The sequence below is a fragment of the Sorangium sp. So ce1335 genome, assembly GCF_051521615.1.
Taxonomy (GTDB): Bacteria; Myxococcota_A; Polyangia; order Polyangiales; family Polyangiaceae; genus Sorangium.
In genome coordinates this window covers 3,555,970-3,578,523 of record NZ_CP150363.1, presented here as the reverse complement: position 1 = coordinate 3,578,523, position 22,554 = coordinate 3,555,970, and the positions used below count along the sequence as shown (strand labels likewise).

Annotated in this window: 13 protein-coding genes; 7 read left to right on the top strand and 6 right to left on the bottom strand. The window is 70.8% G+C overall.

Annotation, left to right across the window (positions count from 1 at the left end):
* Positions 1–87: 87 nt before the first annotated feature.
* The gene (locus tag WMF24_RS13385; protein WP_437736774.1) at positions 88–1,698 is read right to left on the bottom strand and encodes a YifB family Mg chelatase-like AAA ATPase; all 1,611 of its coding nucleotides are present in this window, start codon (positions 1,696–1,698) and stop codon (positions 88–90) included.
* Between the two features lie 425 nt (positions 1,699–2,123).
* Between WMF24_RS13385 and WMF24_RS13380 the strand changes: the two genes are divergently transcribed.
* Positions 2,124–2,414, top strand: a complete 291-nt coding sequence (locus WMF24_RS13380; RefSeq protein ID WP_437736773.1) for a hypothetical protein — start codon at positions 2,124–2,126, stop codon at positions 2,412–2,414.
* Positions 2,415–2,594: 180 nt separating this feature from the next.
* On the opposite strand, the gene WMF24_RS13375 is transcribed toward WMF24_RS13380, so the two are convergent.
* Entirely contained in the window at positions 2,595–5,072 is a 2,478-nt protein-coding gene (locus tag WMF24_RS13375) for a SpoIIE family protein phosphatase (RefSeq protein ID WP_437736772.1), read from the bottom strand.
* 17 nt (positions 5,073–5,089) lie between these two features.
* Complete coding sequence (locus tag WMF24_RS13370; RefSeq protein WP_437736771.1) at positions 5,090–5,467, bottom strand: STAS domain-containing protein; 378 nt, start codon at positions 5,465–5,467, stop codon at positions 5,090–5,092.
* 527 nt (positions 5,468–5,994) lie between these two features.
* Here WMF24_RS13370 and WMF24_RS13365 point away from each other — a divergent pair.
* Positions 5,995–8,790, top strand: a complete 2,796-nt coding sequence (locus tag WMF24_RS13365) for a YncE family protein (protein ID WP_437736770.1) — start codon at positions 5,995–5,997, stop codon at positions 8,788–8,790.
* Between the two features lie 114 nt (positions 8,791–8,904).
* Here the strand turns inward: WMF24_RS13365 and WMF24_RS13360 are convergent, their stop codons facing one another.
* Positions 8,905–13,899: an AAA family ATPase gene (locus tag WMF24_RS13360; RefSeq protein WP_437736769.1), complete on the bottom strand. Its 4,995-nt coding sequence runs from the start codon at positions 13,897–13,899 to the stop codon at positions 8,905–8,907.
* Positions 13,900–14,378: 479 nt separating this feature from the next.
* Here WMF24_RS13360 and WMF24_RS13355 point away from each other — a divergent pair, with 479 nt between their 5' ends.
* Positions 14,379–16,022 (top strand): ribonuclease J, encoded by a 1,644-nt coding sequence (locus tag WMF24_RS13355; RefSeq protein ID WP_437736768.1) that lies wholly within the window; start codon positions 14,379–14,381, stop codon positions 16,020–16,022.
* A 327-nt stretch (positions 16,023–16,349) separates the two neighbouring features.
* Positions 16,350–17,714 (top strand): sigma-70 family RNA polymerase sigma factor, encoded by a 1,365-nt coding sequence (locus WMF24_RS13350; RefSeq protein ID WP_437736767.1) that lies wholly within the window; start codon positions 16,350–16,352, stop codon positions 17,712–17,714.
* 229 nt (positions 17,715–17,943) lie between these two features.
* On the opposite strand, the gene WMF24_RS13345 is transcribed toward WMF24_RS13350, so the two are convergent.
* Positions 17,944–18,126, bottom strand: a complete 183-nt coding sequence (locus tag WMF24_RS13345; RefSeq protein ID WP_437736766.1) for a hypothetical protein — start codon at positions 18,124–18,126, stop codon at positions 17,944–17,946.
* A 310-nt stretch (positions 18,127–18,436) separates the two neighbouring features.
* The gene (locus WMF24_RS13340) at positions 18,437–18,727 is read right to left on the bottom strand and encodes an RNA recognition motif domain-containing protein (RefSeq protein WP_437736765.1); all 291 of its coding nucleotides are present in this window, start codon (positions 18,725–18,727) and stop codon (positions 18,437–18,439) included.
* A 508-nt stretch (positions 18,728–19,235) separates the two neighbouring features.
* Here WMF24_RS13340 and WMF24_RS13335 point away from each other — a divergent pair.
* From WMF24_RS13335 to WMF24_RS13325, 3 genes are read left to right on the top strand one after another with little or no spacing between them, the layout of a single operon-like run.
* Entirely contained in the window at positions 19,236–19,568 is a 333-nt protein-coding gene (locus tag WMF24_RS13335; protein WP_437736764.1) for a sigma factor-like helix-turn-helix DNA-binding protein, read from the top strand.
* Between the two features lie 60 nt (positions 19,569–19,628).
* Positions 19,629–20,918, top strand: a complete 1,290-nt coding sequence (locus tag WMF24_RS13330) for a type VI secretion system Vgr family protein (protein ID WP_437736763.1) — start codon at positions 19,629–19,631, stop codon at positions 20,916–20,918.
* The gene (locus tag WMF24_RS13325) at positions 20,846–22,537 is read left to right on the top strand and encodes a phage baseplate assembly protein V (RefSeq protein WP_437736762.1); all 1,692 of its coding nucleotides are present in this window, start codon (positions 20,846–20,848) and stop codon (positions 22,535–22,537) included. The genes WMF24_RS13330 and WMF24_RS13325 overlap by 73 nt, the downstream gene beginning before the upstream one ends.
* Positions 22,538–22,554 lie beyond the last annotated feature (17 nt).

Below are 22,554 nucleotides of genomic sequence, written 5' to 3'. Positions count from 1 at the left end.
GCGGCCGCGATCGCGCCCGCGTCGGTGCGGGCGCAATGGTCCTGGGTCGCGCGGCGGGCACGGGCGCCCGCCGCGGCGGTGGCGGGCTCAGACGCCCGCGGCGGCGGCGGGCGGCGGCCCGGCGGCGGCCTCGCGGTCGAAGAGCCGCGCGCCGATCGCCTCGGCCACGTGCGCCGCGCGCACGGCAGAGCTCCCGTCCATGTCGGCGAGCGTCCGGGCGACCCGCAGCACCTTTGTATACGCCCGCGCCGAGAGGCCGAGGCGCTCGACGGCCGACGCGAGCACGCGCGCGCCCGCGGCGTCGGGCATGGCGACGCGCGCGAGATCGCGCGGGCCGAGCTCGGCGTTGCACGCCACGACGACCTCCCCCGCCTCGAAGCGCGCGCGCTGCGCGGCCCGGGCCTCGACGACGCGCGACCGCACCGCCGCGGAGCTCTCGGGCGCGTGGAGCGACGCGCGGCCGTCGCGGCGTTCGCCTTCCGCCGCGCGGAGCGGCGCGCACAGGTGCGCGACGTCGACCGGCGGCAAAGCGATGTGCAGATCGATGCGATCGAGCAGCGGCCCGCTCAGCCGCGCGCGGTAAGCGCGGACGCGGTCGACGGAGCAGACGCAGCGGTTCCCGCGGTCGCCGTGGAAGCCGCACGGACAGGGGTTGATCGCGGCGACGAGGATGGGGCGCGCCGGGAACACGACGCGGGCGCGGGCGCGGCAGAGGGCGACCGTGCCCTCCTCGAGCGGCTCGCGCAGGGCCTCGAGGACGCCGCGGCGGAACTCGAGGAGCTCGTCGAGGAACAGGCATCCATGGTGGGCCAGCGAGACCTCGCCGGGGCGGATGGGATCGCCGCCGCCGACGAGCCCCGCGGCGCTCACCGTGTGGTGCGGGGCGCGGAACGGGCGCGTCGCGACGAGGCCCCTGTCCGGCGAGAGCAGGCCCGCGACCGAGTGAATGGCGGTGACGTCCAGCGCCTCTTCATGGGTCATCGGCGGCAACACCGTGGGGAGTCGGCGAGCGAGCATGGTCTTTCCGCTGCCCGGCGGGCCCATCATGATCAGGTTGTGCGCCCCGGAGGCCGCTATCTCGAGGGCGCGGCGCGCGCCGTGCTGGCCGCGGACCTCGGCGAGGTCCACCGACGCGGCGCCCGGCTCGGCGGCGAGCGGGGCGACGGAGCCGGCGCCGGGAAGGGCCTTGTGGCCGCGCAGGTGGGCGACGACCTGCGCGAGGTGCTCCGCGATGAGGACGTCGACGCCGGCCACGCTCGCGGCCTCGCGCGCGTTGCCCTGGGGCACGATCGCGCGCTCGATGCCCTGCTCCGCCGCGCCGCGCAGCGCCGGCAGGACGCCTCGGACGGGGCGCACGGCGCCGCTCAACGAGAGCTCGCCGAGCAGGCCTATCCGGTCGAGTCCCTCGGAGGGGATCTTGCCGAGCGCCGCGAGCGCGGCGAGCGCGATGGCGAGGTCGTAGGCGCCGCCGCTCTTCTTGAGATCTGCCGGAGCGAGGTTCACGGTGATCACATATTCGTCGAGCTCGACGCCGAGTTGCTGGAGCGCGGCGCGAACGCGCACGCGGCTCTCGCGGACGCTCGCCTCGGCGAGGCCCACCATCTGGAAGAACGACGGTCCGCGGCCCGAGTCGACCTCCACGCGGACGGGGTGCGCGTCGAGCCCGAGCAGAGAGAACGTGAGCGCCGTGGCCTGCATGCCGGAGCCCTTTCGCGAACGGCGTGCCAGGCGGGGATGGCTGTGATTTCAACGGGTTACGCAGCGACCGGGGGTGGCGGATGCGCGGAGGGGGTGGCGGCCGCCAGGGGCCGCGGAGGCGAGGCGTCCGCCGGGGGCCCGCCTCGCCCGCCGCCCTCCCGGAGCCCCTTTCTGGTCCACCTTCCCGGCCCTCCGCCGGGCCCCTTTGCGCTGGGATCGCCAGGCATGTCCTCCGACTGCCCTTCTCCTGGGATCGCGCGCTCTCGTCCTCCCGGCGCGACGACAGGGCGCGCTCTCCAGCACCGTACATGACAGTGACGCACGCCCCGGGCACCCCCGTTGCAATGAGACCACACGAGGTCGCGGGCGCCGCACGGTGCGACGCACACGAGGCCTCCATCGAATCCATCGAAAGGCAGGTACTCATGGACGCACTTCGCACAATCCAGGCAGGGCTCGGGCTCGCGCTCGTGACCGCGCTCGCGCTCGTGACCGCGTCCGCGTCGGCAGAGAGCCCCGACGCCTCCAGGCAAGCAGGGCTCCAGTGCACCATGTCGTCGGGCTCCTCCCTGACGGGCAGGGAATGGGGATGGGTGTCCCCGACGCGGCACCCGGGCATCTGTAAGCGGGTGCGCATGGGTGGGTCCGCGCCGCCGGACTTCCCCTCCTGCCATCAGCGCGCCAGAGAGCTCGGATGCCACACGGTCGTCGACTGATGGACCGCCGAGCGCAGCGCGCGGGCCGGACTGCCATTTCCAGATAGGGATCGCTCGTCGCGCGAGACGAGCGATGGGCCGAGCTCGCCCCGAAGGGCTGGATGGATAAGCTCCGGCCGATCGATCCGATGGCCGCGCAGGCGGTGTTCGACCAGGCCCGGGCGCGCACCGTGCGCCCCCCTACCCGGGCGCGCGGTACCTCGCCACGAGGATCGTGATGTCGTCGTCCGGGCTCGGGCACCAGCCCTCGACCTCCGCCAGGATCCTGTCGCGGATCGCGCCGACGGGCGCCTCCTGGGTCGCCTCGATCGCGGCGCACAGCCGCTCCAGACCGTACTGCTCGTTGTGCGCGTTGCGCGCCTCGGTCACCCCGTCGCTGTAGAGCACGAGCACGTCCCCGTCCTCCAGGACGAGCTCGGAGTCCCGCGTCATCGGGCCGATCTCGGGCAGCGCGCCGATCCAGACGCCGGAGCTCGGGATGCACACGCAGCGCCGCGCGCGCGCCGAGCACACGATGAGGTCGTCGTGCGCGCCGGCGAACGTCACCCGCCCGCCGCGCTCGTACCGGAGCAGCAGGAGCGTCGCGTGCTCGTCGCGCTCCAGGCGGTCGCGGACGTTCTTGTAGATCGCCCGGTTCAGCGCGGAGACGACCCTGGCCGGGCTCGCTGTCGGGTCGTCGGACGTCAGCGCCGCGATCATGCTCTGGATCATCAGCATGATGAGGCCCGCCGCCAGGCCGTGCCCCGCGACGTCGCCGATCCCGAGCCACCCGCCCCACGGCGTCGCGATGACATCGTAGTAGTCGCCGCCGACCTCGGCCGCCGGCTTCATGATCGCGGCGAGCTCGAGCCCCTCGATCGAGAGCTGCCTCGGCACCAGCGTGGTCTGGATGCGCGCCGCGACGCGGCTCTCCTGGCGGACCCGCTCCTGCTCCAGCCGCTCGCGCAGCTCCACCTCGCGCACGACCTGCCGGTGGAGCGACGCCCCCTTGATCGCCGAGCCGAGCTGGAGGCGCAGCACGTCGTAGACCATGCCGCTCGCCCGGTCGTCGAGCACCGCGACGCCGAACACCTCCACGTCGCCGAACGCGACCGGGAAGACGATCATGCTCCAGCGCTCCGCGGCGTCCAGGAACCCGGGGGGCGCGAGGAGCCTCGCCGGGAAGCTCACCGGCGGCGCGTCCACCTCGCGGCCGCCCTCCATCACGAACAGCGGCCTCATCGTCTCGCGCTGGACGTCGTCGTAGAGCGACACGGCGACGCGCGAGAACTGCATCCTCGGCAGCTCCGACGCGAGGAGCCCCTTGAGCACGGGCAGGCTCAGGCACGCAGCGAAGCCCCGCACGCCGTACGTCACGTCGATCGCGGCGAGCTCCACGTTGAGCCGCTGCTCCCCCTCGACGTGCACGGACGCGCTCCCGACCGCGAGGCGCGCAGCGTGCCAGAGCTGCTCCAGCGTCTCCGTCATGGCCTCCTCGTCGCCGTCCTCGGGCGGCGGATGGACGCGCGAGCGCAGCAGCGAGATCACGTTCTGGAACTGGTCGAGCAGCACGCCCTCGCGCCGCGCGCCGTTCAGGATGCCCTGGAGCGCGCGCAGGAAGCGGCCCTTGACGCCCCCGAGCTCGGCCTCGATCGCGGAGAGCAGGTCGCCCGCCCAGCCGTCGAGCGCGCCGGCCGGGATCACGACCGTCCTCATGAGCGCGCGCTCGAGCTGCACCCGCTCCTCGGCGACCGGGACCGGGCGACCCCGCGCCGACGGGGCCGGGGGCGCGAGCGTGTCGCCCGCGCAGTAGCCGCAGCCGCACGACTCGCGCCGCGTGAGCTCGACGCGCACGAGCTGCAGCGCCGGCGCGGGAGCGCCGTCGAGCATGCGCACCATCGTGCTCACCGCGAGCCCGCCGAGCCGCTTGATCGGCTGGCGGACCGTGGTCAGCGACGGCTTCGTGAAGCGCGCGACGCCCACGTCGTCGAACCCGCACACGACGACGTCCTGCGGGATGCGGCGCCCCTCCGCCTTGAGCACCTCGATCGCGCCGAGCGCCATGCGGTCGTTCGCGGCCACGACGGCGTCGAACGCGACCCCGCGCCCCAGGATCTCGCGCATCGCCTCGCGCCCGGTCACGATCGTGAACGCCCCGTGCGCCACGAGGCGCTCGTCCCACGGGATGGCGCGCGCCGCGAGCGCGCTCCGGTACCCGCGGGCGCGGAGCTCCGCCTCCTCGTTGCCCGGGGGCCCGCCGATGTACGCGACCCGCAGGCACCCGTGGTCGTCGACCACGTGGCCGACCGACATCTCGCTCCCGAGCGCGTTGTCGATCATGAAGCTCGGCACGCCCTCGATCATCATCCCGATGCTGCACACAGGCAGCGGCGCGAACGACCTGCAGAACGCCGGCATGCCGTCGACCCCGGCGAGCTGACAGAGGGTCGACGAGGCGACGATGACGCCGTCGACCGTGTCCGCGCCGATGAGGCGACAGAGGTCGGCCCGGTCGACGCCGCCCGGCCGGAGCGCGGCGATCGGCTCGCCGAAGAAGGCGGTCAGGAGGTTGACGTCGTGCGCCTCGGCGGCGCCCTCGACCCCGGCGCGCAGCTCGGCCTGGTAGTCGCCGACGACGTTGTCGATCAGAAACGCGATCGTCCGGCGCTTCCTCGCCATGGCCCCAGTCTGGCGCATCACGCGTCGTCGATCGAGACGAGCCCGGGGCACATGCGGTCGAGGGGCTTCAGGCTCCGCCGCTGCCACGTGAGCTGCGCGTCGGTGACGAACCGTACCCTGCACTTCGGGCCACGGCCGGAGACGCCGCAGATGAAGCCGACGAACGCCTTGATGCAGCTCGAGCTCATGAACCGCACGCCGCGCACGTCGAACTCGACGGAGCCGACGGAGAGCCGCGCCACCTCCCCCTCCAGCTCCTTGACATAGCTCTTGAGCCGCGCGGCCGCCGCCATGTCGCCCGTCCCGGTGAGCGTGACGACGAGCGTGCCGTCGCTCAGGGCGGGCTCGATCCCGAAGCCGTCGGTGACGACGGGCTCAACGCTCAAGCCATTCATCTCTCCTCCCTCTCTCGACTCGCCCACGCAAGGACCTCCACCTCGTCCACCCCTCTGCGGCTGGTCCGGTGACGACAGGAGCGTTCGAGGCTACGGGCTCCTCGGGCCAGATCCAATCCCTTCCTGCACCAGCAGCGTCCGTTCGGCGGTCGTGTGGGTGTCCCTGTCATGATCCACGCAGTGGCGCCACTCACACCTCATGAGGAGCGCCGGCGCCCTCGCCTCCTCGGCGAGCGCAACTCATGACATGTAGTCCACGCAACAGACACAACACACGCGCGCGCGGCCGGTGAACCAGGCGCGCCAGTCGCGCGGCCGGTGAACCAGGCGCGCCAGCAGCGATGACGCGCCGTACCGGACGCCATCGCCGCTCGGCCTACATCCGTGGTGCAAACGAGGAATCGTGGGTTTGCGGAAAATCACATCGACTCTCATTGCATGCTTGAACAATCATTTCGTCCGGCCTTACAATCCTGATTTGTGCGTTGTGTGGCCGCGGAGCTAACGCCACATCCACGGAGGCATCCATGATTCGATTGCCTGGTTCACGGTGGGCGACGTTGGGCGCTCTCGTCGCATCCCTGACTGCAATATCGCTCTCCGGCGCTCCGGCGCAGGCGGCGCCGTCGTTCACCGCCTTCGAGAGCGGCCAGGTCCGCCCGCTGGCCATGTCACCCGACGGAAAGCTGCTCTTCGCCGTCAACACGCCTGACAACCGCCTCGAGGTGTTCCGTATCGGGAGCGGCGGCCTGGAGCACCGCGCGTCGATATCGGTCGGCATGGAGCCCGTGGCCGTGGCCGCGCGCACCAACAACGAGGTCTGGGTCGTCAACCACCTGTCGGACAGCGTGAGCGTCGTCCAGATCGGCCTCGGCGGTTACACCGGGCGCGTCGAGCGCACGCTCCTCGTCGGCGACGAGCCGCGCGATATCGTGTTCGCCGGCCCGGGGCGGAAGCGCGCCTTCATCACGACCGCCCACCGCGGCCAGAACAGCCCCATCGATCCGCAGTTCACGACGCCCGGCGTCGGCCGCGCCGACGTGTGGGTGTTCGACGCGAGCCAGCTCGGCCAGTCGCTCGGGGGCAATCCGCTCAACATCATCACCCTCTTCAGCGACACGCCGCGCGCCCTCGCCGTGACCCCGGACGGCAGCAAGGTGTATGCGGCGGCGTTCCACTCCGGAAACCGCACCGGCACCGTCAACGAGGCGCTGGTCCCCGACGGCTTCGGGCCGAACGGCGCGCCCGGGCCGAGCACCAACTTCCAGGGCGTGCCGGCGCCGGAGGTCTCCGTCATCGTGAAGTACGACGGAGGACACTGGTACGACGAGCGGGGCAACCTCTGGGACGACCAGATGAGGTTCTCGCTGCCCGACAAGGACGTCTTCGTCATCGACGCCACGGCGAACCCGCCGGCGCAGCTCAGCGGAGAGCAGGGCTACTTCTCCGACGTCGGGACGATCCTCTTCAACATGGCCGTCAACCCGGTGAACGGGAAGGTGTACGTCGCCAACACCGAGGCATTCAACCAGCAGAACTTCGAGGGGCCCGGCATCTTCGCCGGCGAGACCGTGCGCGGCCACCTGCACGAGAGCCGGATCACCGTCCTCAGCCCGGGGAACGTCGCGCCGCGCCACCTCAACAAGCACATCGACTACAGCACGTGCTGCGCCCCGATCCCCAACGCGGAGAACGCGAAGAGCCTCGCCTTCCCGCAGGAGATGGCCGTGACGAGCAACGGCGCGACGCTCTACGTCGCCGCGCTCGGATCGAGCAAGATCGGCGTCTTCAGCACCGCGGCGCTCGAGAACGACACGTTCGTGCCGAGCACGGCGAACCAGATCCCGGTGAGCGGCGGCGGGCCGACCGGGCTCGTGCTCGACGAGAGCAGGAATCGCCTCTACGTGCTGACGCGCTTCGACAACTCCATCTCGATCATCAACACATCGACGAAGACCGAGGTGGGACACGTCCCGATGTACAACCCGGAGCCGCCCAGCATCGTGAACGGCCGCCGCTTCCTCTACGACGCCTCGCTCACGTCGAGCCACGGCGACTCGGCCTGCGCGAGCTGCCACGTCTTCGGCGATCTCGACGACCTGGCCTGGAACCTCGGCAACCCCGATGCCCCCGTCGTGACGGACCCGGGCCCCTTCCCGTTCGGCCTCTACGACGTCATCTTCAACCAGCCCATCACGGACCCGATCTTCCACCCGATGAAGGGGCCGATGATGACGCAGAGCCTGCGCGGCCTCGCCAACCACGGGCCGATGCACTGGCGCGGCGACCGCACCGGCGGCAACCTCGAGCCGAGCGCCCAGCCGGACGACGGGGCGTTCGACGAGCGCGAGGCCTTCCGGCAGTTCCAGGGGGCGTTCTCCGACCTGATGGGACGGCACGAGCCCCTCCCCGCGCAGGACATGGAGGCGTTCACCGACTTCATGCTCCAGGTCACCTACCCGCCCAACCCGATCAGGAACCTGGACAACTCGCTCACGCCCGATCAACAGGCGGGGAAGGACTTCTACAACGGCGACATCGTCAACTCGATCGCGAGCTGCGGCGGCTGCCACGTGGTCGACCCCGACGCCAACCCGGGCGACGACTTCCCCGGCTTCTTCGGGACCGACGGCAGCTCCGTCTTCGACTTCCAGACGCAGCTCTTCAAGATACCGCAGCTCCGCAATGTCTACACGAAGGTCGGCGCCTTCGGCCTCCCGGACATCCCGTTCGTCTTCCTGTCGCGCGACAACCAGCACATGGGCGACCAGATCCGCGGGTACGGCATCCTGAACAACGGCACCGTCGACACGATGTACCGGTTCTTCTCCGCGATCGGGTTCTCCGACCAGTTCCCGAACAACCCCGACGCCATCCCCTTCACCCCCGCGGGTGACGTGATTCGCCGGCAGCTCGAGTCCTACGTGCTCGCCATCGAGAGCAACATGGCGCCCATCGTGGGCCAGCAGATCACGCTCAACCATTCGAACAGCACGGTGGTCGGGCCGCGCATCGACCTGCTGATGGACCGCGCCGACGTCGGGGAGTGCGATCTCGTGGCGAAGACGCAGGGGTTCCTGCACGAGATCGGGTTCCTCTACGTGGGAGGTGGCCAGTTCCTCACGGACAGGTACATCGTCCCGCCGATGAGCGACGCGGTGCTCCGGCTCCTCGCCACCCATACGCACCACGATCTGACGTACACGTGCATGCCGCCCGGCTCGGGCGTGCGCGCCGGCATCGATCGCGACAGCGACGGCTTCCTCGACGGCGACGAGCGCGACGCCGGCAGCAATCCCGCCGATCCGAACAGCACGCCCTGAACCAGGCCGCCGGCGAGCGCGGCGTCGGCCGCGCTCGCCGGTACGCTCGGCGACACATCGACACATCACCGGCGCCCGCGCTGCTGCGCGCATCGCGCAGCAGCGCGGCGCGCGTCACGCCGGCCGCGCCGTGCCCGCCCGCCGGCCGAACGCCCCCGAGAGGCCGCCTGGGCCCAGCGCGTACGCGATGCTGCTCTGCAGCGTCCCCATCGTGACGATGGACCCGAGATAGACATTCTGCTCCACGAGCGCGCGGGCCACCTCCGGCCGCATCCCGGAGAGCACCGCCTTGGCCCCGAGGAGCTGCAGCGCCTTTGCCGTCTTGATCAGCGCCTCTGCCACGGCGCCGTCGACCTGCGCCACGCCGGTGATGTCCAGGATCACCACCTTGGCCTGCCGCGCCTGGGACCCGGCCAGCGCCGTCTCGAGCACCTGCTGCGCCCGCGCCCCGTCCATCTGCCCGACGATCGGCATGACGAGCACGTCGTCGGTGATCGGGATGAGCGGCGTCTGCCGGCGCAGCATCTCCTGCTGGAGCAGCTCCCGCTCCGCCTCGGACGCGATGCGCAGCTCGAGCTCGCGCTGGAGCTGCTCGTTCGATCGCTGCAGCGCCTCGGTGCCGCCGCGGATGCTCGCGATGAGCAGCGCGTTCTCGAGCGCGATCGCCGCCTGCGAGGCGAGCAGCCCGCAGACCTCGACCCGCCCCGGCGTGAACGCCCGCGGCGCCACGTTGTTCTCGAGGTACAGGATGCCCGACGAGCGCCCCTGGTGGGTCATGGCGAGGCACAGGATCGAGCGCGGCCGGCGCTCCACGACGTACGGGTCGCTCGCGAAGCGGCTGTCCTGCCGCGCGTCGTTCAGCACCACCGGCTCGCGCGTCCGCGCGACGAGCTGGATGACGCTCGTCGCGACGTCCTCGCTCTCGAGCGCCGGGATCGACAGCCCCGTCTCCACGACGTCGGGGTCGACGCGCATGGAGGCCACGATCACGAGCTTGCCGTCGCGCTCCAGGATGAGCGAGCCCCGCTGCGCCCCCGCGTTCGTCACCACGCTGCGCATCAGCCGGTCGAGGAGCCGGTCGAGCACGTTCTCGCTCGCCACCGCCTGCATCGCCCGGACGACCGTCGCGGCGTCGAACGACTCGGTGCTCCCGCGCCGCGTGACCGTCGTGCCGACGACCCGGGTCTGCTGCGCCTCGCCGATGGCGATCGCGTCGAGCAGCCGCTCGTTCTCCTGCGCGAGGTGCTCCGCCTTGGCCGTCGCCCCCCACCGCACGTACGCCCGGTACGCGTCCGCCATGTGCCACCGCGCGATCCGCTCCCGCCCGCGCTGCAGGTAGAACCGACCGCACAGCTCGTTCGCGAGCGCCTCGTGGTGGGTGAACTGGCTCTCCCGCGCCAGCTCGATCGCCTGATCGTAGAGATCGGCCGCCTCGGCCTCCTTGCCGAGGACGCGCGCCATCTCCGCGCCGATGAGCCGCTCCTTGTGCGCGTAGTTCTCCGGGGCGTGCTGCGCCCAGCCCGCGATCTTCGCCCGGTGCTCCGCCGCGGCCGCGAGGTGCCGCTCGCGCTCCTCGGCAGGCGCCGTCTCGCACAGCCCGAGCAGCGCGAGGCTCACGTAGAACGGGATGTCGTTCAGGAGGAACAGGCCGAGCGCGCTCGCGCTGTGCCGCTCCGCCCGCGCGGCCATCAGGAGCGCGTTCGCGTGATCGCCGTACAGCACCGCGAGCACGAGCCGGCACACGAAGTACCAGCACCGCGGCAGCTCCTGCGCCGGCACGAGCCCCGCGAGGAACGCGCCCTCGTCGAACGCCGCGTCGCTCAGGCTCTGGCGCCCGGCCGTCCTGCCCTCCAGGGCCGCGACCATCTGCTGCGCGACGGAGATCACCGGGAGGCCGAGCGGGTCCTTCGTCCGCTGCAGGAACCGCAGGAAGCCGGTGAGCTCGTCCCGGAGCGGCCCGAGCTCGTGGCCCGACGAGAGCATGATCGTGGCGACGTTCAGGCAGGCGTACGCCCCGAAGCTGAAATCGCCCGAGCTCAGCCCGGCCTGGTACGCCTTCGCGAGGCACGCGACCGAGGCGCGGGTCGACTCGAAGAAGTGCGAGGGCGCGCCGCACACGACGTACGCCTTGCACTGGAGCTCCACGCCGTCGGGCCGCTCGCAGAGCTCCATCGACACCTTCTGGAACTGCCGCGCCTCCTCGTACCTGCCCATCCCGCCCGCGAGCAGCAGGCAGTAGAGGCCGTAGGCGCACGCCGCCGCCGGCGAGTTGCCGTACTTCAGCGAGAGGTTCACCTGCGTGACGCCGATGAGCGCGAGCAGCGTCGGATCGAGCGTGTACGCGCCCGGGATCATCGCCGCGAGCAGGCGCAGCGCGGCGAGCTGGTCCGCGTCGCCGCCCCACGGCGCGTCCGCGAGCTGCTCGACCTGGCGCCCGGCCAGGTGGATCGGCACCTCCGCGAGCGCGGCCCCGAACGCCGCGCCGATCGCCTGCTGCCCCTCCGGCAGCTCGATCCCGAAGAGCGCCACGCCCTCGCGGCCGACGCGCAGCACGTCCGCGAACTCCCCGCGCATCGTGTGCACGAGGATCCGGAGGTTGTACACCTCGGCGCGCTCCAGCCTCGATCGGGCGTGCTCGAGGAGCTCGCGGATCAGCGCCTCGGCCTGCGCCTCGTTGCCGCTCAGCCACTCGCACTCGGCGCGCTCGCGGTGGAGCGCGAAGCAGAGCGCGTAGTCTTCCTCCCACCCCCTCGACCCGAGCAGCGACATCCCCACCTTGAAGTGCTCGGCCGCCGTGCCGTGGGCCATCGACGCCTTGGCCCGCTTCCCGACGCTCAGGTTGAGCCGCGCGAGCTCGAGCTGCTCGGCGCGATCCTCGATGAGCGCCATGCCGAGGTTGCTGTGGCTCACGACCTTGAACAGGTCCTCGTCGCGCGGCTCCCCGTTGAGCTGCGCCCGGATGAGCCGGCCGATGCGGAGGTGCACCTCCTGCCGCTTCGCGCCCTCGATGAGGCTGTAGGCCGCCTGCTGCCCCCGGTCGTGGAGGAAGCGGTACCGCACCTCGAGCGGCTGCTCCGCCGTCACGCCGCCGGACGCGTGGAGCAGCCGGTAGTCGGCGTCGAGCGGCAGCACGATGCCCTCGCGCAGCGCCTCCCAGAGGTCGGCCGCGATCTCCGCCGGCGGCTTCTCGCGCACGGTCGACAGCGTCCTCAGGTCGAACTGGTGGCCGATGCACGCGGCGAGCTGGAGCACGTGCTGCGCCGCCGGCGAGAGCCGCTGCATCTTGTCCACGAGCAGATCGTGGACGTTGAGGGCGCCCCACCGCTGCCGGATCTGCGCCAGATCCCACGTCCACCGCCCCGCCGCCGCGTCGAAGGACAGGAGCTGCGCCGCGAACAGCTCCTTGAGGAGCTGGCTCAGGAAGAAGGGGTTCCCCTGGCAGGTCGCGTAGAGCACCTCGGCGAGCGGCTGCACCTGCTCGCCGCGGGCGCTCAGCGCGTCCGCGATGAGCTGGCGCACGTCGTCGAGCGAGAGCGGCGGGAGCAGGATCTCGCGCCGCGCGACGCCCGCCGCGCGCAGCTCCCCGAGCCAGGTCATGAGCGGCTGCCCGGCGATCGCCTCCTGGTCGCGGTACGCGCCGATGATGAGGAGGTAGGCCCCGCTCGGGTCGGTCAGCACGATCTGCAGCAGCTTGAGCGAGGCCGGGTCGGCCCACTGGAGGTCGTCGAGGAAGAGCACCACCGGGTGCTCGGCCGTCGTGATGACGCGCAGGAAGTCCTGGAACACCAGGTTGAACCGGTTCTGCGCCTCGTTCGGCCCGAGCTCCGCCAGCGCGGGTTGCGGCCCGATGATGAGCTCGATCTCGGGGATGAGGTCGACGAGGATCTGCGCGTTCTTGCCCGCGGCCCGGAGCAGCTTGTCCTTCCACTGCTCGAGCGACTCCACCGGCTCGGTGAGGAGCTGCCGGACGCGCTGGCGCAGCGCGCTCGCCACGGGGGCGTGCGGCATGTTCCGGCTGAGCTGATCGAACTTCCCCTCGATGAAGTATCCGCGCCGCTGCGTCACCTCCTTGTGAATCTCGCTGACGAGCGCCGACTTGCCGATGCCCGCGCCGCCCGCGATGAGGAACAGCTCGCAGTTGCCGGCGCGCGCCCGCTCGAACGCCGCGAGCAGCTCCGCCATCTGCGCGTCGCGTCCATACAGCTTCTGCGGGATCCTGAGCTCGCTCGGGACGTCGTGCGTCCCCAGCTCGAACGGCGCGATCCGGCCGGTCGCCTCGAGCGCCGACAGGCACGCATCCAGATCGGCCTTGAGCCCCGTCCCGCTCTGGTACCGCTCCTCGGCGACCTTCGACATCAGCTTTTGCACGATGTCGGACACCACCTTCGGGATCTCCGGCGAGCGCTCGCAGAGCGGCGTCGCGACCCGCGCGATGTGGCTGTGCATGAGCTCCACCGGGTCGGTCGCCTGGAACGGGAGCGCCCCGGAGAAGAGCTCGTAGAGCGTCACCCCCAGCGAGTAGAGGTCGGTCCGGTAGTCGATGGATCGGTTCATCCGACCGGTCTGCTCCGGCGACATGTAGGCGAGCGTCCCTTCCAGGCGCTCGGGGCTCTCTGCCGCCAGGCTCTCCTCGGAGAGCCGGGTCGAGCTCCCGAAGTCGGTCAGCTTGACCTGCCGCGTCTCCGGGTTGACGAGGATGTTCTGCGGTTTGATGTCCTTGTGGATGACGTGCTTGCCGTGCACCGCCGCCAGCGTCCCGGCCAGCGACGAGGCGATACGCAGCTTCTCCTTCAGATCGAGCCGCGTCGCGCGCGCGAGCGCGTCGAGCGTCACGCCGCCGAAATCCTCCATCACGAGCGCCGCGCCGCCCGGGATCTTCTCCAGCCCGTGGGCCCGGATCACGCCCTCGATCTGGAGGTGGCGAGTGGTCTCGAGCTCGTGCCGGAGCTGCGCCACGTGCCGCTGATCGAGGCGCTCCCCCTTCAACACCTTGATCGTTACCGGAGCACCATCCTTGTCGCGGTGTGCGCGATAGAGGAGGGTGTCGGCGGTCTCGTACATCAGCTCAACCAGTGTGAAAGGGAGCTCGCCGATCCTGGTCTTGCGCATGGTTCGTCGATGCTTGCATAGGGCGAATGCGTAGGGCAAGCCCTCAACACGCAGCGGCGCCGGGTGGGTCATGTGCGCTGTTGTGCGGCCCGGCGATCCACGGCACCGCGACACCGCTGGATGTGCGAAGCGTGGTTGGGGAGCCCGTGGTGGGGAGATGGTTGGTCGGGCAGCGCGACCCCTCGGCGACGGAGGTCGGCCGTCTCGCGCGGCGGGCGCTCGACGACACGGCTCGAGGCGGTCCGGCGCCGCGCTCCGGGGACTCTACGCCTCGCGGCGCGCGGACGCGGACCGGCGGGCTCATCGGGCAAGGGCCTGAGGACCGCCGGGGTGACGCGCCTGGGGCCGTGAGGACCGCCGGGGTGGCGCGCCTGGGGCCGTGAGGACCGCCGGCGTGACGAGCCTGGGCGGTCGCCCGCCGCGGATCGTCGCAACGCCGCGGCCTGTGCGCGCGATCGGCGATGCTAGGCTTCGCGCGCATGGGAGTCCGGATCATTCCTCTCGGCGGCCTCGGCGAGGTCGGCATGAACGCGATGCTCGTCGAGGAGGATGGCCGCCGCGTGCTCATCGACTGCGGCGTGATGTTCCCCAACGACCAGGTGCTCGGCGTCGAGGTCGCGATCCCCGATCTCAGCTATGTGCGCGAGGCGGGCGGGGTCGACGCGGTGATCGTGACGCACGGCCACGAGGACCACATCGGCGGGCTGCCGTCGCTCCTGCGCGAGTTCCCCGTCCCCGTGTACGGCACGCGCTTCACGCTGCGGCTCGTGCGCGAGCGCCTCGTCGAGCACGGCATCGACGTGCCGCTGCGCGAGGTCGAGCCGCAGCAGCACTTCACGGCGGGCCCGTTCCGCGCCGAGCCCCTGCGCGTGACCCACTCCATCCCCGACGCGGTCGGCTACGCGATCGAGACGGGCGAGGGCATCCTCATCCACACGGGCGACTACAAGATCGACCTCACGCCCGTGGGCGGCGAGCGGCTCGATCTCGGCCGCTTCGCCGAGTACGGCCGCGCCGGCGTGGCGGCCCTCCTCTCCGACTCCACGAACTCCGAGCGCGACGGCTGGTCGGTGAGCGAGACGGCGGTGGCCGAGGGGTTCCTGCGGCCCTTCCGCGAGGCGAAGGGGCGCATCCTCGTCGCGCTCTTCGCGTCCAACGTCCACCGGGTCCAGAGCGTGCTCGACATCGCCGCCCAGCTCGGCCGCAAGGTGGTGCTCGCCGGGCGCAGCCTGGCGACCAACACGCGGATCGCCCAGGAGATCGGCATCCTGACCATCCCGCCCGGCGTGATCGTCGACGACGCCACGGCGGCCACGCTCCCGCCCGCTCGCCTCATCGTGCTCGCCTCGGGCGCGCAGGGCGAGCCGAACAGCGCGCTCGCGCGCATGGCGACGGGCGATCACCACCGGCTGCGGGTCGACCCGGGCGACACGGTCATCTTCTCGTCGCGCGCGATCCCTGGCAACGAGATCGCCGTCACCCAGCTCGCGAACCGCCTGGCGAAGCGCGGCGCGGTGGTGCTCGATCGCGGCCTCGAGCCGATCCACGCGAGCGGCCACGCGCAGGCCGAGGAGCAGAAGGTCCTGCTCGACGCGGTGCGGCCAGAGCACTTCGTGCCGATCCACGGCGAGTACCGGATGCTGCTCGCGCACGCGCGCACGGCGCTCCGGATGGGCGTGCCCGCGTCGGGGGTGTTCGTCGTCGAGGACGGCGACTCGCTCGTCATCGAGAGCGGCCAGATGCGCCTCGGCGCCCCGGTGAAGAGCGGGCGGGTGTGGCTCGACGCGCGCGGCGGGCTCGACGTCTCCGAGATGGTGCTCCGCGAGCGCGAGCAGATCTCGGATCAGGGCCTCGTGATGGTGCTCGTCGTGGCTGACCGCAAGACGGGCGAGATCCTGCGCGGCCCCGAGCTCCTCGGCCGCGGCGTGGCGCATTTCGAGGAGGGAGGCCCGCTGTTCGGGGCCGCGCTGGAGAGCGCCCGGAGCGCGCTGTCGGCGCTGTCGCCGGCGGCGCGCACGATGGCCCCGGCGCTGGAGGACGCGCTCAGCCGCGGCGTGCGGCGGGTGTTCCACCGCGAGGCCGCGCGCCGCCCCGCCGTGCTCCCCCTCGCGGTGCTGCTCTGACGGCCGGGCGCGAGCGCCGTGAAGGAACGGGCGCTCTGATGAACGAGCAGCCGCTCTGATGAACGAGCAGCCGCTCTGATGAACGAGCAGCCGGACCTTCGCTCTGATATCCGGAGGAAAACGTCGTCGCCTACGCCCCTTTCCTGAGCGCGGCGAGTGATTACGGTGCATAGACCGGCGGAGCCCCTTTGCTCTGCCGTGGCGTGGCCGACGTGCGTCGTGGTCCATGCTCGGGGCTGGCCTCACGGCTCGTGCTCCGGCGAGCACCCGAGCGGACCCCCCGCGACGCGGCACCATGGTGGAGTAAGCGAAATGAAGGAGAAGCCCATGAGCTCGCTCCTGGTGGGCGAGGCTGACAGGATGATCATCGATGTGGAGGGCGCCCGCGCCGAGGTGCGCCTCGACGCCGATCTCGGCCGTGCCGCGCTGCCTCGGCGGGACACGCCCGCTGGCGACCGAGCTGCGCTGTCGTCGCGGCCGAACGAGGATGTGACCGAGGTCTACCTGCAGGAGATCTCCCGCAGCGCGCCGCTGAGCCGCGATCTCGAGGTGGAGTTCGGCAGGCGGATCGAGGCCGCGGAGCGCGCCGCGATCGAGGCCTGGGTGGCGTCGCCGGTCGCGCTGCGGGAGCTCGCGGCGCTCGCGGACGATCTGGACGCGGGCCGGGCCCCCATCGGCGATCTGCTGCTCAACGCGGACGCGGACGACACGGCGAACGACGCCGCGTCCGTCCGTCTCGCGCGGCTGCTCGGTCTCGCGCGGTCGATGCGGTCGACCCGCCAGACCGAGGCGCGCGCGCGACGCGCCCGGAGCGACCTGGCGGCAGGGCTCACGGACGTGCGCCTCTCGCCCGTCGTCGAGCAGCGGATCGAGCGGGCGCTTGGCGCTGCGGCGGCCGAGGCCAGCGGGCCGGAGCGGCGGGCGATCGAGGCGACGCTCGCGGCGATGCGCGGCGCGCGCGGCGCGGCGGCGGAGGCGCGGGCGGAGATCGTGAAGGCGAACCTGCGGCTCGTGGCGTCGGCCGCCCGGCACCTCAGGCACCGCGGCGTGCCGCTGCTCGATCTCATCCAGGAGGGCAACCTCGGGCTGATGCGCGCGGCGGAGAAGTTCGATTACCGGCGCGGATATCGGTTCAGCACGTACGCCACGTGGTGGATCAAGCAGGCGCTTGCGCGGGCGGTGCTGTACCAGGGCCAGGTCATCAAGATGCCAGTCCACCTCGCCGAGACGCGGCGCCGCGCGCTGCAGGCGCGCAGGGAGCTGGAGCAGGAGAACGCGCGCGAGGCGGCGCCGGAGGAGGTCGCCGAGCGGAGCGGCCTGTCGATGGAGAAGATCGAGACGCTGCGCGAGGTCGGGCTCCCGCCGGTGTACCTGGACGCGCCGGTCGGGGACGACGACGGCGCGCGGCACGGCGACTTCTTCGCGAGCGAGGAGGCGGCGCCGGACGAGCTCCTCGTGCACCGTCGCCTGCACACGCAGGTCCGCTCGCTCCTCGAGTCGCTGACGCCGCGCGAGCGCGAGGTGCTCCGCCTGCGGTTCGGGCTGGACGGCGAGCAGACGCACACGCTCGCCGAGATCGGGGGCATGTTCTCGGTGAGCCGCGAGCGGGTCCGGCAGATCGAGGAGAACGCCCTGAGCAAGCTCCGGACGCTGTCGCGGCGGCAGGCGCTCGAGGTGCCGCTGGAGGGCTGAGAGAGGATGCCGCGGGCGGCGCCGCGCGGTGACGCGAGCGGCGTCGCGCGGCCGTGATGCGAGCGATGTCGATCGCGTGATGCGATGCGAGCGATGTCGCGCGCCGCGGTCGAGCGGCCACGCGGCGGTGCTCCGCTGCACGAACCGCTTGAACAACGGCTCGCCGGCGGACGATCGTAGCGCTCTTCACCCGAGGGACGCCGCTCTCCCGGCGCTCGGGTGACCGGGCTCAATCGATGGCGGGCGGCTGCGGTCCTGGGACGATGCCGGCGATATCGGGATCTTCACCCGGCGCCAGGCCGCCGCTCGATCCCTTGTCATGGCGGCGCTCGAGGCGGTTCGCCGTCTTCTCGCGCTGCTTCTCGATACGGGCGCGCTCTTTCTGGCGCTTCAACGCGGTCTGTCGTTGCATGATGACTCCAGCCTCAGGGCGCCCTTGATCGGGCGTCCTGAAAAGGGCTTCTCCGTGAGATCTGTGGGCGCACGCCCGGACAGACCGACATTGGGTTGCGGTCGTTCCGGAGCGCGTGCCGACACTTTACACGAGCAGCCTGGTTTCTCTGGCACGTTCGACGAGACGAGCACGCGGAGAGGCCTTCTCCCGCGCGCTCGGTAGCCCGCTCGAGCTCGACTGACTCGCACGCAGGCTCACGAGGTGGCAAAAAAAAAGCGGCGAACCTTGGGGGTCCGCCGCCCTCGTTTCGACTGGACGAGCAGCGCGATCAGTAACGACCGCGCCCGCCGCCGCCGAAGCCGCCGCGGGCCGGGCGCTCCTGCGCCTCGTTGACCTTGAGCGCGCGCCCGTCGAGCATCAAGCCGTTGAGCTGCGAGATCGCGCTGTTCGCAGCCTGGGCCGAGCCCATCGTGACGAACGCGAACCCGCGCGGCTGGCCGGTCTCGCGATCGGTCGGCATCGAGATCTCGCGGACCTCGCCGCTGCCGGCGAAGGCGCTCTCGAGGGACTCGCGCGTGGTGTTGTACGAGAGATTGCCGACGTAAAGACGATTACTCATGACACGTTGCTTTCACGGCCTGCAGCTGCGCTCGTGAGCGCTCTTCGCCTGCCATTCGATGAAGCCGTTGCGGATCGAACGGTGACGTGCCTCGCGGCGAATCCCGCGAAGGCACACGGTGCGTCGTCCAGTCATCCGCGCGAGCAACGCCTCCCTCGTGCAGAGGGAGAAAAAGCATCGTGTCGAGAGCCAGTGACGTCGTGAGGAGAGCAAGGTACCCCCGAACGGCGTGGTGCGCAAGGGGTACCACGCTGGATTCTTCTATGCGCGGCGCGTCCCGGAGGATCTGCGAGAAGTCAGGGCAAAGGCGCGGGCGGCCCCAGCAGAAGCCGGCGCCGAGCCGCCGGTGATGAGCCCGCCGCGGCGGCCGGGCTCCAGAAGTACTCCTCCCCTGACGAGCTCACTCTGCTGCAGCCGCGAGGCAGGGCAGTAGTTGCAGTTCTTCGCTCCTCACCGTCCCCCGCTTCCGCGCCATCACCGCGGCGTCTCCCGCCACCCCGACGAGCCCGTGCCAGCGCGCACGCTGGCCCGACGTCGACTGCGCGGCGCGGACCTCGCCGGCGCCCCCCTCTGCGGCGCCATCTTCCACAACGTGGACCTCGAGGGCGCCGCCCTCACCGGCCCTGTGCTCCGCCTGCGGTTCGGGCTCGACGGCGAGCAGAGTCACACGCTCGCCGACATCGGTGGCATGTTCTCGGTGAGCCCCGAGCGCGTCCGGCAGATCGAGGAGAGCGCCCTGAGCGACCTCCGGACGCTCTCGCGGCGGCAGGCGCTCGAGGTGCCGCTGGAGGGCAGAGAGACGGTGCCGATCGCGGCGACGCGGCGCTGCTCCGCTGCATGAGCCGCTTGAACACGGGCTCGCCGGCGGGCGATGGTAGCGTTCTTCACCCGAGGGACGCTCATGAAAGACATCCTCTCTGCTCGCCTGGAATCACGTGCTTTCTCGGCCGACGCGGTCGAGCTCCACGACCTCACAGGGCGCGAGGTCATCTCGCAGCCGTTCGAGTTCCAGCTCCACGTTGTGTGCAAGAGCCCCGAGGGGCTCGACGAGGAGGCGCTCCTCGCCGAGCCCGCCGCGCTGGTCTTCCTGAGGGGCGACCGCGAGGAGCGGCGCATCTTCGGGGTCGTCTCCGTGGTGCGCGACGCGCTCCACACAGAGACACTGCACATGGCGTACACGCTCACCTTCGTGCCGCGCGCGTTCCGCCTGACGCTCACGGAGACGTCGGAGATCTTCATGGACCTCTCCGTCCCGGAGATCATCAAGCGGAAGTTGGAGCGGGCCGGCCTCCACCAGGGCGACGACTTCGAGCTCCGCCTGGTCTCGACGTACCCGCCGCGCGAGTACGTTGTGCAGTACAAGGAGACGGATCTTCAGTTCGTATCGCGCCTGGCCGAGCACCTCGGCATCTCGTTCTTCTTCGAGCACCGCGACGGCCGGGATGTGATCGTCTTCTCCGACGCCAACAGCGGTTTTCAGCCGGTCGCCGGCGACGGGCGCGCGCACTTCTACCCGCGCGGCGATCGCATCGGCGTCTACCGGCTGGAGGGCACGACGCGCACGGTCCCGAGCCGGTACGTGGTCAAGGACTACAACTACCGCACACCGCACGTGCCCCTGATGGCGGCGGCGACGGTCTCGGAGGCTTCCGGCGGCGACATCGTCGAGTACGGCGCGCACTTCAAGACCCCCGACGAGGGCGAGCGCATCGCCGTCATCCGCGCCGAGGAGCTGCGCGCCGGCCGCAGGGTCTTCGAGGGCGCGAGCGACGTGCAGGTCCTCGGCGCCGGGGCGAAGGTCACGCTCGAGGGCCACCCGCGCGGCGACATCGAGCTGCTGCTCGTCGAGGTGCGCCACCGCCTCCAGCAGGCGACGCTCAACATGGGCACCGGCGAGGAGCGCCCCTACGAGAACGAGTTCCGGGCAATACCCTACGCTACGACGTACCGGCCTCCACGCGTGACGCCGAAGCCCAAGGTGCATGGCGTCATCACCGGCGTGATCGACGCCGCCGAGAAGGGCCAGTACGCCGAGGTCGACGAGAGCGGCCGCTACCGCGTCCGCTTCCTGTTCGACACAGCAGCGCCGAGGACGGCAAGGCCTCACGGCTCATCCGCATGGCCCAGCCGCATGCGGGCGCGGGGTACGGGTTCCACTTCCCGCTCCGCAGCGGGGTCGAGGTCATCCTGACCTTCATCGACGGCGATCCAGACCGGCCCATCATCGCCGGCGCGGTGCCGAACCCGCAGACGCCGAGCACCGTCGACGCGAAGAACGCGAAGAGAAACGTCATCCGGACCGGCGGCGGGAACGAGATCAACATCGACGACAACGAGGGCGAAGAGCGGATCAAGCTCTCCACGCCGTACGGCGGGGCGACGTTCCAGCTCGGAGCGCCGAACACGCCGGAAGCGGGCGCAGCCATGACGACCACGGAGGCCTACACCGCGGTCGCCAACGCCGGAGTGAGCACACTCACGTCCGTCAACACCGTCGTATCCGAGGTTGCCTCCGTCCTGGCTTCCGGGAACATTGTCAATCACGCCGGAGCTGCGAGCATCATGTCAGCGCTCACGGGCGAGAAGGGCCAGAAACTGATGGACGGCATGCTGGCCGTCGCCAAGAGCGTCGTCGACGTCAACACGAAACGGCATGCCCTCGAGCACGCCAAGCTCGACGAAGAAGCCGTGAAGGCTCAGGCGCGCGTCGATCAGCTCCAGAACTCGATGACCAGCCGGTGGCAAACCATGAACTACATGACGGCCCCTCCGGGAGAGGACGCCGACGGCAAGCGCCGGCCCATGACACGTCAGGAGTGGGACGCAAACCATCCCGACGACCTCAAGAGAATCGCGAGAGCGACCGAAGAAGCGAAAGCCGCAAAAGAACTGGCCGACTCCTACAAGAAGCTCAACACAGAGAGCGACGATGCAGTCGCATGGCGAGCAGCAGGAGATTGGATCGAGACAGCCAAAGCGGCCAGCGCTCTCGAAAAAGGTAGACGCGATCTTATCAGCTCCACCACAAAGATTGTGCAGCGGAACATGGACCACACCAGCATCCTGGGCCTCAGAGGTATGGCCCTCCTGGCTACCAGCAACGCCTCAGCTGGCCGGCTTCCGTCTCCAGTACCCGCGCCTGGAGCCCCTATCAACTTGAACTCTGCTGCGGTCACCTCTGCCATCACCGGCACCGCGAGCGCCTACGTATGCGGCGGAGCCAATGCTACCCTGTCATCAAGCGGTCAAGCCGTCGTCGTAGGCGGAGCTGCCGCGGTTCTGAAGGCCAGCGGCCATGTAGAGGTCGCAGGTAGAGCAAGCGCCATGGTCACGTCCGATGCACTCGTGGACCTGCTGTCGCTCGGCGTCATGAAGCTGAACAGCGGCCAGGCGATCACCATCGACAGCGGCAACGTTGTTGACGTAGAAGCGGGCACGAGGCTTGCGATGAAAGCCGGCGGCTCGCTCCAGATGAGATCCAGAGGTCCGCTCCTGGCCGAGACCAGCGGTGACGCCAACATAAAATCCAGTGGGACCATGGAGATCAAGAGCGCGGGAAAGGTCGAGATCGAGGGCAATACTGCTCACGTACGAGGCGGCCAGTGGAGCCTGAAAGCGGACGCCGCCACTGTCACCGTTGGGAACGAAGAGGGCCGCCTGGCGGTCACGGGGAGCCAGGTGCGCCTCGTCAAGAGCGCATCGATGTGCACTGTAACCAGCAGCGCTGTCGAACTGTTGGCCGGCTCGGCGAAGGTCACCGTCGGGAAGGGCACAGTAAAAGTCAGGGCACGCAGGATCGATCTTGAATAGCGCTGGATTCACGTAGC

What these genes read in the sequence shown, in the direction of transcription:
- WMF24_RS13385 (WP_437736774.1), bottom strand. Translation starts at nt 1,698, where the DNA reads ATGCAGGCCACGGCGCTCACGTTCTCTCTGCTCGGGCTCGACGCGCAC.
- WMF24_RS13380 (WP_437736773.1), top strand. Translation starts at nt 2,124, where the DNA reads ATGGACGCACTTCGCACAATCCAGGCAGGGCTCGGGCTCGCGCTCGTG.
- WMF24_RS13375 (WP_437736772.1), bottom strand. Translation starts at nt 5,072, where the DNA reads ATGGCGAGGAAGCGCCGGACGATCGCGTTTCTGATCGACAACGTCGTC.
- WMF24_RS13370 (WP_437736771.1), bottom strand. Translation starts at nt 5,467, where the DNA reads ATGAATGGCTTGAGCGTTGAGCCCGTCGTCACCGACGGCTTCGGGATC.
- WMF24_RS13365 (WP_437736770.1), top strand. Translation starts at nt 5,995, where the DNA reads ATGATTCGATTGCCTGGTTCACGGTGGGCGACGTTGGGCGCTCTCGTC.
- WMF24_RS13360 (WP_437736769.1), bottom strand. Translation starts at nt 13,899, where the DNA reads ATGCGCAAGACCAGGATCGGCGAGCTCCCTTTCACACTGGTTGAGCTG.
- WMF24_RS13355 (WP_437736768.1), top strand. Translation starts at nt 14,379, where the DNA reads ATGGGAGTCCGGATCATTCCTCTCGGCGGCCTCGGCGAGGTCGGCATG.
- WMF24_RS13350 (WP_437736767.1), top strand. Translation starts at nt 16,350, where the DNA reads ATGAGCTCGCTCCTGGTGGGCGAGGCTGACAGGATGATCATCGATGTG.
- WMF24_RS13345 (WP_437736766.1), bottom strand. Translation starts at nt 18,126, where the DNA reads ATGCAACGACAGACCGCGTTGAAGCGCCAGAAAGAGCGCGCCCGTATC.
- WMF24_RS13340 (WP_437736765.1), bottom strand. Translation starts at nt 18,727, where the DNA reads ATGAGTAATCGTCTTTACGTCGGCAATCTCTCGTACAACACCACGCGC.
- WMF24_RS13330 (WP_437736763.1), top strand. Translation starts at nt 19,629, where the DNA reads ATGAAAGACATCCTCTCTGCTCGCCTGGAATCACGTGCTTTCTCGGCC.
- WMF24_RS13325 (WP_437736762.1), top strand. Translation starts at nt 20,846, where the DNA reads ATGGCCCAGCCGCATGCGGGCGCGGGGTACGGGTTCCACTTCCCGCTC.